Below are 7,979 nucleotides of genomic sequence, written 5' to 3'. Positions count from 1 at the left end.
ACCAGGCCGAAGCCGCTGTTGGCGAACAGGGGGTCGTCCGCCGCCAGGACCACGAACATGGGCGGTGCGGTCTCAGGGACTTCGACAGCGGTCATGGCGCCGTAGATCGGGGCGATGAAGGCGGGGCGCGTCTCCGGGGCCGTGAGCGTGGTCGCCAGGGTCGTTCCGGCCCCGGCCGAGAAGCCGACCATGCCGATGCGGTCGGGATCGACGCCCCATTCGTCGGCGCGCGAACGAACGAGTGCGAAGGCCGCCGTGGCGTCCTCGACCTGATTGGCCAATGAAAAGCCTCCGGGCGGCGGTCGGCGCGCGCCGGCGAACATGGCGGTCACGTCCTGCTCGAATTCGCCCAGGTCCCCGGGCGTCGGACGGACACGGTATTTCAGCACGAAGGCGGCCACGCCCTGACCCGCCAGGGCCTGAGCCACCTCCCAGCCCTCGTTGCTCATGGACAGGAACATGAAGCCGCCGCCGGGCGCGACGATCACCGCCGCGCCGTTGGCCGCGCCAGGCTCGGGCAGGACAGGGGTCAGGGTGGCCACGGTCACATTGCGGACGAAGGTGTCGCCCCACTGGCTGAACCAGCTCTCGGCGGCTTCGGAGCCCTCGACACCGCCGGTGCCGAGGGGGATGGCGTCGGGCTCCGCGGGCGCCTCCATGGCCGTCATGGGCGCCTGTTGCGCGACGGCGGGCGCCCCGCCCGCAACAAGGGCGACGAAGAAAAGCAGCTGCAACGTCCGGACCATGTTCGCCTCCCCGGCAATTTGATCAGACGTTGGTCGCCCGGCGTCCGAAAGTCAATTGTCAGACTATTTCCCGAGCCAGCGGTTCGGGGTCACCGCGTGGGCGCCACGCGCCACACCACATTGGCCATGTCGTCGGCGATGAACAGGGCGCGGGTGCGCGGGTCGAACAAGACGCCGACCGGGCGACCCCGGGCCTCGTCGTCATCGCTGAGGAAGCCGGTGACGAAGTCCACGGGCGGACCCGAGGGGCGGCCGCCCGAGAAGGGGACCCACGACACCTTGTAGCCGGACAGGTCCTGACGGTTCCAGCTGCCGTGCTCGCCGATGAAGGCGCCGCTGGCGAACGTCCCGCCGAAACCGCCCTCGACGGCGAAGTCCAGGCCCAGGGCGGCCACGTGATTGCCCAGCGCATAGTCCGGCGCGATGGCTGTGGCGACCAGATCAGGGTCCTGCGGCCGCACGCGGGGGTCCAGGTGCTGGCCCCAGTAGCTGTAGGGCCAGCCGTAGAAGGCGCCGTCGCGGACCTGCGTCAGATAGTCGGGCACCAGTTGCGGACCCAGTTCGTCCCGCTCGTTGACCACGGCCCAAAGCAGGTTGGTGGTCGGTTCGATGGCGAGGGCGGTGGGGTTGCGGATGCCGCGGGCGATGGTGCGGCGGGCGCCGGTCTCGCGGTCGATCTCCCAGACCACCGCGCGCTCTTCCTCCACCGCCATGCCCCGCTCGCCCGCATTGCTGTTGGAGCCGATGCCCACGTACAGGAAGCGGCCGTCGGCGCTCGCCGTCATGGCCTTGGTCCAGTGGTGGTTGAGTTCGGCGGGCAGGGGGGTCAGTTCTTCGCCCGGCGCGGTGATCTCGGTCTGGCCCTCCTGATAGGGGAAGCGCATGACCGCATCCTGATTGGCCACGTAGAGATTGCCGTCCACGAAGGCCATGCCGTAGGGCGCGTTCAGGTCGTCGATCAGCACGGTGCGCAGCTCGGGCACGCCGTCGCCGTTGGAATCGCGGATCAGGGTGATGCGGTCGCCACCCTCGACCGACGAGCGTCCCTGCGCCTTGATCAGCCCGGCCAGCACGTCCTTGGGCCGCAGGCGAGGCGCGCCGCCGCCGGACCCTTCGGCGATCAACAGGTCGCCGTTGGGCAGCATCAGCATCTGGCGCGGGATCATCAGGTTGTCAGCCACGACGCTGATGGTGAAGCCCTCGGGCACCGTGGGCAGGTCGCCGTTCCAGTCGCCCGGCGGAGCGATGTTCATGGACGGGACCAGCGTTTCGTCCATGGAGGGCAGGTCGGGGCTTGGGCCGGTTTCCTGAACGTCCGGGTCGCCGCCGGACCCTCCGCACGCCGCGAGACCCAGGGAAAGAGCCGCGATGCTGACAAGCCGCATCCTCATTGGACGACCTCCCGGACGGTGGATCTGGAATGGAGCAGCCAGCCGGCGATCAGAGCCAGCACGGCGCAGATGATGGACATGATCAGACCGGGCGCGCCCACCGAGCTCCACCCGTCCTGGCTGTGCCGGAAGATGTTGATCAGGCCGACGATGAACATGACGACGAGAACGGCCAGATAGATCAGACTGCGGGTCAGTCCGGGTGAGCGCCGGGCCATGATCGCCTCGATGACCGCCCATGCCACCACGAGGCCGTTGAAGAACAAGGCCAAGGTGATCGACCATGCGGAGAAGTTCGACCACTGGATCTCGGCGGTGTTCAGATAGGCGATGTCTGTAGCGACCGCGAAGCTGAACAGGGCGATGGGAAAGGCCAGCAGGATCGCGTGAAGGGGGTGCAGGATCCCGCACCAGTTTCTGTAGCCCGCCATCTGTCTCTCCCTGTCGTCTCCCTTTGCCAATCCCTCACCCGGCGTTCGGTTTCATCAGGGGGTGTGGCGGGGGCGCTATTGCCAAGCCGGGGCCGCGGCGTCAGGTTCCGCGCCCTTTTGCTCACGGCCCTGACCTGACCCTTCGATGACCGCCGCCGTCCGCCCCGAAATGCGCGCCGATCTGCGCGAGCTGCTGACCCTGGCCTGGCCGGTGGTGCTGGCGCGCGTGGGCATCATGACCATGGGCCTGACCGACGCCATCGTGGTGGGGCAGTACGCGGCGCGCGAGCTGGCGCTGCATTCCCTCGCCTGGGCGCCGTCGTCGGTGTTCGTGACCACGGCGGTGGGGCTGCTGATGGGGACGCAGGTGATGACCGCGCGCCTGATCGGCCAGGGGCGGCGCGAGGAAGCGGGGGCGGTGTTCCGGCGCGGGCTGGTCTATTCGGTGCAACTGGGCCTCATCTCCGCCCTGGCCCTGATCCTGGCGGGGCCGTGGGCGCTGGTGCGCGTGGGGCTGGAGGACGGGCTGGGGCAGGACGCGGCCGCGCCCCTGATGGTCCTGGCCCTGTCGCTGCCCTTCTATCTGATCTCGGTGGCGGCCCAGCTGTTCCTTGAGGCCCTGTCGCGGCCCCGGCCAGGCATGTGGGCCATGTGGATCGCCAACGGGCTGAACCTGCTGATGAACCTGTGGCTGGTGCCGGGGACCTCGGGCCTGCCGGTGGACGGCGCTGTGGCGGCCTGCTGGGCCACCTTCGCCGCCCGGCTGATGCTGGTGGTGTTCCTGCTGGTCTACATCGCGCGCATGACCGACGCCCGGGCGCTGGGCGTGTTCCGCAAGCCGCGCCGTGACCGGGTGATCGAGCGGGAGCAGTACAAGGTCGGCGTGGGCGCCGGGGCGTCCTACTTCATCGAGGTCAGCGCCTTCGCGGCCATGAGCATCGTGGCCGGCTGGCTGGGCGGGCTGGAGGTGGCGGCCTGGGCCATCGTGCTGAACCTGTCGGCCATCGTGTTCATGAACCCCATGGGTCTGTCAGCGGCGACCGGTGTGCTGGTCAGCCGGGCTTACGGCGCCCACGACCGGGCCGGTCTGATCCGCGCCGGGGTGCTGGGCCTTGGCGTCACGGGACTTCTGGCGCTGGCCATCGCCCTGGTGGTGTGGCCCGGCGCCGAGGTGATCATCGGCGTCTACACGACCGATGCCGCGCTGGTGGCCATCGCGGTCCCGGCCCTGATCCTGGCGACCCTGTTCTTCGTGGCCGACGGCATTCAGGTGGTGGCGGCCCAGGCCCTGCGCTCGGCTGGCGACGTGTGGTGGCCCACGGCCATGCATGTGTTCAGCTATGGCGCGGTGATGATGCCTCTGGCGTGGCTGTTCGCGCATCCCATGGGCATGGGCGTGGACGGCATCGTCTGGGGCGTGATCGTCGCCAGCCTGATCTCTGCGGCGCTTCTGACCGGCCGGTTTGTACGGGTGGCGCGGCGGATGCCCGCCTAGACCGAAATCGGTTCAGTTGGACGCAGTTCAACTGGGCTCAGATTTCGGTCCAGTTTAATGCGAGAGCCTGATTCACGGCATCGGTGGGATCGCGAAGCGATTCCACCTCAACCGATCAGGCTCTAGCGGACGCCGAGGATCCAGCCTTCCTCGGTCTCCACCTGACGGATCAGGTCGTCCGACGCGCCCTTGGGCGGAGCGAAGGCGGCGGCCAGCTCGTTCTTCTCGTCCATGCGGGCGAAGGTCTCGGCGGCGACGCGGACCTGGGCCTGGCTCCTGAACTCGCCCGGCTCGGGCGCGCCGCCGAACATGGCGGGCCAGACCTCGACCACCAGCGCCGACAGGGGCGCCACGTCCTCGGGCGTCAGGGCGCGCCAGCCCGTGCCGAACGGCCAGACGGCGGCCGCAGCGCCCAGCCGCTCGACCAGACGGCGCACGGTGGGGATGCCGATCACGGCGTGGCCGCCGACGGCGCCCGCGCCGTGCATCTGCCACACGGTCTTGGGCTGCAGCTTGCCCTGTTTCGCGGCGACCTCGGTGGCGCGCAACTCGGGGACGTCGCCGTAGCCGCCCTCGGGCTTGGTGGTGGTCAGCCAGCGCTGGGCCTGGCTGGCGGGGGCGCCCCAAAACGGCCGCGCCTCGTCGGTCATCAGCCGGTTCATCTTGGCCGCCACCTGATAGCGGTTGTTGGTGTTGTCGGGCTTGTCCCGAACATTGTCAGCCAGGAAGGCCCACAGACCGGACCAGCTCTGGTCCTTGAGGTTCAGGCGCGCGGCCGTGCCGACAGGGAAGCCCAGCGGCGCGTCAAGGCCGATCAGGGCCCGGTCGCCGCGCTTGTTCAGGTCGCCCAGGATGTCGGCCAGCAGCTTTTCACCCTCGGCGCGGGTGGCGGCGTTGTGGGTCTCGATCTTCAGCCGCATGCGCACGTCACGCTTGGCCACGGCGATCCACAGCGACTGCTCGCCCAGCTTCTTGCCCTCGGCGGCGGTCCAGTTGGCGATGACATAGGCGTCGAACAGGCGGGGCACGGGAAAACTCGCGGGTGAAATTACAGAAATCCGTCATCCTCGGGCCTGTCCCGAGGACCCATGCACGAGGTCGCGGGAACAGCGGATGGATGGCCCATCCCGTTGACACATCTCATGAACGTGCGGCGGACGCGTGGGTCCTCGGGACAGGCCCGAGGATGACGAGGTTTGATTCTAGCCTTTCGGGAGACATGTCGAAAGGGCGCGGTGCGCCTATTTCATCAAGGCTTCCACATGGGACAGCCAGCGGCGCCCCAGCCTGAGCGCTTCCGAGGGCGAGCCGGTCGAGGCGCCCGTCGCGGCGTTCCACAGGTCCAGCTCGAACTCGGGGTGGCGCGGATCAGCGAACATCAGACGCAGCACCACCTGGCCGGCGTCCGGGGCCATGACGTCCAGCGCCCGGCGCGCCTCGCCACGGCGCACGCGGGCCAGCACATGCCCGTCCACGATCATCTCGGCCCCGTCGATCTCGTCGAAATCATAGACCAGGCCGTTGGCGCCCCGGTCCCACAGCACGGCCGCCTGGCCGGTGTCGAAATCCAGGGCGCAGGCGCGGCCCTCGGCGGGAGAGACGGCCTCGACCTCGGGCGAGCCGCCCAGAGCCTTGTCCAGGGCCCGGTGCAGGCGCCGTCGGGGCTCCATCCACCAGGCCAGGGTCAGGCCGGCCGTGGTCAGGGCGGCGGCGGCCAGCGCCACCAGAAGGATAATCCTCAGCGCATCGACCACGCGGGCGGCTCCGGATCCAGCTCGACGACGACGGGCACGTGATCGCTGGGTTTTTCCATGTCGCGGGCGTCGCGATGGGTCTCGATGCCCCGGAAGCGGTCGGCCGCCAGGGCGGACAGCAGGGCGAAATCGATGCGGATGCCGTGGTCCCGCCGCCAGGCTCCGGCCTGATAGTCCCAGAAGGTCCAGGTCCCCTCGGGTTCATCGCCCAGCTCGTGACTGTCGGCGAAACCGAGCCATTTCAGGGCGCGGAACGCCTCGCGGCTCTCGGGCTGGAACAAGGCGTCTGTCACCCAGGCCTCGGGGTTCTTGGCGTCCCGGGGCGTGGGGATGACGTTGAAGTCGCCGCACAGGGCCACGGCTTCTTCATTGGTCAGCAGGTCCGACGCATGCAGGCGCAGGCGCTCGAACCAGGCCAGCTTGTAGGCGAATTTCTCGGTCCCCAGCGGATTGCCGTTGGGCAGATAGATGGACGCCACCCGCACCGGCGCCGGGGCCTCCACCAGAGCCTCTATGTAACGCGCCTGCTCGTCCGAATCGTCGCCGGGCAGGCCGCGCCGCACATCGGACAGGGGGAATTTCGAAAGCAGGGCCACGCCGTTGTAGGTCTTCTGGCCGTGGGTTTCGACGTTGTAGCCCAGGTCCTCGAAGGCCTCGCGCGGGAACTTCTCGTCCACGCATTTGATCTCCTGCAGGCAGGCCACGTCCGGCTGGGCCTGGCCGAACCATTCCAGCACGGTGGACAAGCGGGCGTTGACGGAGTTCACGTTCCAGGTGGCGATGCGCATCAGGGACTCAGCAGTTCAGGACGGCGCCACGCTAACGCACCGCGGACCTGCACAAAAGAAAAAGCCCGCCGCGATTGCGACGGGCCTTTCCGTTGGGGTGAAACGTCGAGTCTTACAGCACGCACTCGTCGCCCTGACGGGCGGCGGCGGCGCAGGGCAGCAGCTGACCGGCGGCCTGACGATCGTCGGGGAACTCGCCGAACCAGCCGCGGCCGTCGTCGCACTTCACCTCGGCCACGTCGCCATCACGCCCCGCCATGCGGGCGACCACGCGATAGTCGACCACATTGCAGTTGCGGTTGCTGGCCGTGACCATCCGGGTCAACTCGGCGCTGATCGTTTCACGCGAGACGAACTGGCACTCCAGACCGCGCGAATCCATGGTGAAGCAGTCGAACGCCTCGACCTGGCCCGAGCCGCCGGCGACGGGGAAGAAGCCCGTCAGGCCAAAAGGCTGATCGGCGCAGTCGAACTCGTAGATCTCACGACCGGGAGAGCCGTCCGGCGGGCTCTCCACCGCGACGATGCGCTCTTCGTTGACCGAGCAGGTCCGACCGACCTGGGCCAGGGCGGCGGCGCGCTGCTCGGCGGCGGCGGACTGGGCCGCCGTGCTGTCGGTCAGGGTGCATCCGCCGGGCACCAGCTGCGGACGGCTGCAGTCACGGGCGTCCTGCGGCTCTCCCGCAGGGTTGGTCTGGGCGATGAAGCCGAAGCCCTCGCTGCACTTCACTTCGTAGAAGCGGAACTGCTCATTGGCGCCCACGAAGCGGCCCGCTTCGGGGGTGCAGGCCTGAGGCGCCACCGAGGCGAAACGCGCCTGGAAGCCGGCCATCTGCTCTTCGTTTGTGGTGAAGGCGCACTCGCCGCCGGCGGCCGCGACCTCGATGCACTCCAGCCGGTCCAGGTATTCACCGGCAGGGCTCACGCGAAGCCAGTAGCCGTCGACGCCGGCGCAGCCGATTTCGTAGCGTTCCTCGCCCGACTGCGTACGGCCGACCCAGCGGGTCTGGTCCACCTGGCAGGTGACGCCGGCGGACTGGATATAGCCGGCCATGACCTGTTCGGCGTTGGCGTTCTCTGGCAGGGCGCAGGTCACCTGGGCGGGCGCATCGGGGTTTTCGCGCGCAAACTCCTCGGCCTGCTGGGCGACGATGAGGCAGTTCCGCGAAGCGGGCTGATCGCCATCGGTGAGGATGTGGCCCAAGCCGGTGGCGCAGGCGACCTCGTAGATGTTGATATCGCCGTTGCGGCCCGGGCTGACGGCGTTGACGATGTCGCAGCTGGTGTTGGTGGCGGTCGCGACCGCCTGGGCCTCGGCGAGGACCTCGGGACCGGTGCGGGGTTCGGAAGACGACTCCTGAGCCCCTCGGCGGG

8 protein-coding genes are annotated in these 7,979 nt (G+C 68.9%); 1 reads left to right on the top strand and 7 read right to left on the bottom strand.

Annotated features, from left to right (window positions below; all coding sequences use genetic code 11):
• From C0461_RS12060 to C0461_RS12050, 3 genes are all read right to left on the bottom strand, one after another.
• On the bottom strand, positions 1 to 746 hold a 746-nt coding region (locus C0461_RS12060), incomplete at its 3' end, for an alpha/beta hydrolase fold domain-containing protein (RefSeq protein WP_292107266.1).
• Positions 747 to 835: 89 nt separating this feature from the next.
• Positions 836 to 2,137 (bottom strand): sorbosone dehydrogenase family protein, encoded by a 1,302-nt coding sequence (locus C0461_RS12055; RefSeq protein ID WP_292107263.1) that lies wholly within the window; start codon positions 2,135 to 2,137, stop codon positions 836 to 838.
• Positions 2,134 to 2,568, bottom strand: coding sequence for a DUF2231 domain-containing protein (locus tag C0461_RS12050; RefSeq protein ID WP_292107261.1), 435 nt, complete (start codon positions 2,566 to 2,568; stop codon positions 2,134 to 2,136). Before C0461_RS12050 ends, C0461_RS12055 begins: the two co-directional genes overlap by 4 nt.
• Before the next feature lie 145 nt (positions 2,569 to 2,713).
• Here C0461_RS12050 and C0461_RS12045 point away from each other — a divergent pair, with 145 nt between their 5' ends.
• Positions 2,714 to 4,063, top strand: a complete 1,350-nt coding sequence (locus tag C0461_RS12045; protein WP_292107259.1) for an MATE family efflux transporter — start codon at positions 2,714 to 2,716, stop codon at positions 4,061 to 4,063.
• A 122-nt stretch (positions 4,064 to 4,185) separates the two neighbouring features.
• On the opposite strand, the gene C0461_RS12040 is transcribed toward C0461_RS12045, so the two are convergent.
• From C0461_RS12040 to C0461_RS12025, 4 genes are all read right to left on the bottom strand, one after another.
• Entirely contained in the window at positions 4,186 to 5,091 is a 906-nt protein-coding gene (locus C0461_RS12040) for a cobalamin biosynthesis protein CbiG (RefSeq protein WP_292107257.1), read from the bottom strand.
• 213 nt (positions 5,092 to 5,304) lie between these two features.
• The gene (locus C0461_RS12035; protein WP_292107255.1) at positions 5,305 to 5,817 is read right to left on the bottom strand and encodes a hypothetical protein; all 513 of its coding nucleotides are present in this window, start codon (positions 5,815 to 5,817) and stop codon (positions 5,305 to 5,307) included.
• Positions 5,802 to 6,605: an exodeoxyribonuclease III gene (xth, locus tag C0461_RS12030; RefSeq protein WP_292107254.1), complete on the bottom strand. Its 804-nt coding sequence runs from the start codon at positions 6,603 to 6,605 to the stop codon at positions 5,802 to 5,804. Before xth ends, C0461_RS12035 begins: the two co-directional genes overlap by 16 nt.
• A gap of 112 nt (positions 6,606 to 6,717) precedes the next feature.
• Positions 6,718 to 7,979, bottom strand: a 1,262-nt coding sequence (locus C0461_RS12025) for a hypothetical protein (protein ID WP_292107252.1), incomplete at its 5' end; no start/stop codon positions are given.

The organism is Brevundimonas sp., assembly GCF_013823285.1.
In the GTDB taxonomy this organism is placed as follows: Bacteria; Pseudomonadota; Alphaproteobacteria; order Caulobacterales; family Caulobacteraceae; genus Brevundimonas.
Note: the sequence above shows the minus strand (reverse complement) of the source record. Positions and strands in the feature narration are given on the sequence as shown.

What these genes read in the sequence shown, in the direction of transcription:
- C0461_RS12055 (WP_292107263.1), bottom strand. Translation starts at nt 2,137, where the DNA reads ATGAGGATGCGGCTTGTCAGCATCGCGGCTCTTTCCCTGGGTCTCGCG.
- C0461_RS12050 (WP_292107261.1), bottom strand. Translation starts at nt 2,568, where the DNA reads ATGGCGGGCTACAGAAACTGGTGCGGGATCCTGCACCCCCTTCACGCG.
- C0461_RS12045 (WP_292107259.1), top strand. Translation starts at nt 2,714, where the DNA reads ATGACCGCCGCCGTCCGCCCCGAAATGCGCGCCGATCTGCGCGAGCTG.
- xth (WP_292107254.1), bottom strand. Translation starts at nt 6,605, where the DNA reads ATGCGCATCGCCACCTGGAACGTGAACTCCGTCAACGCCCGCTTGTCC.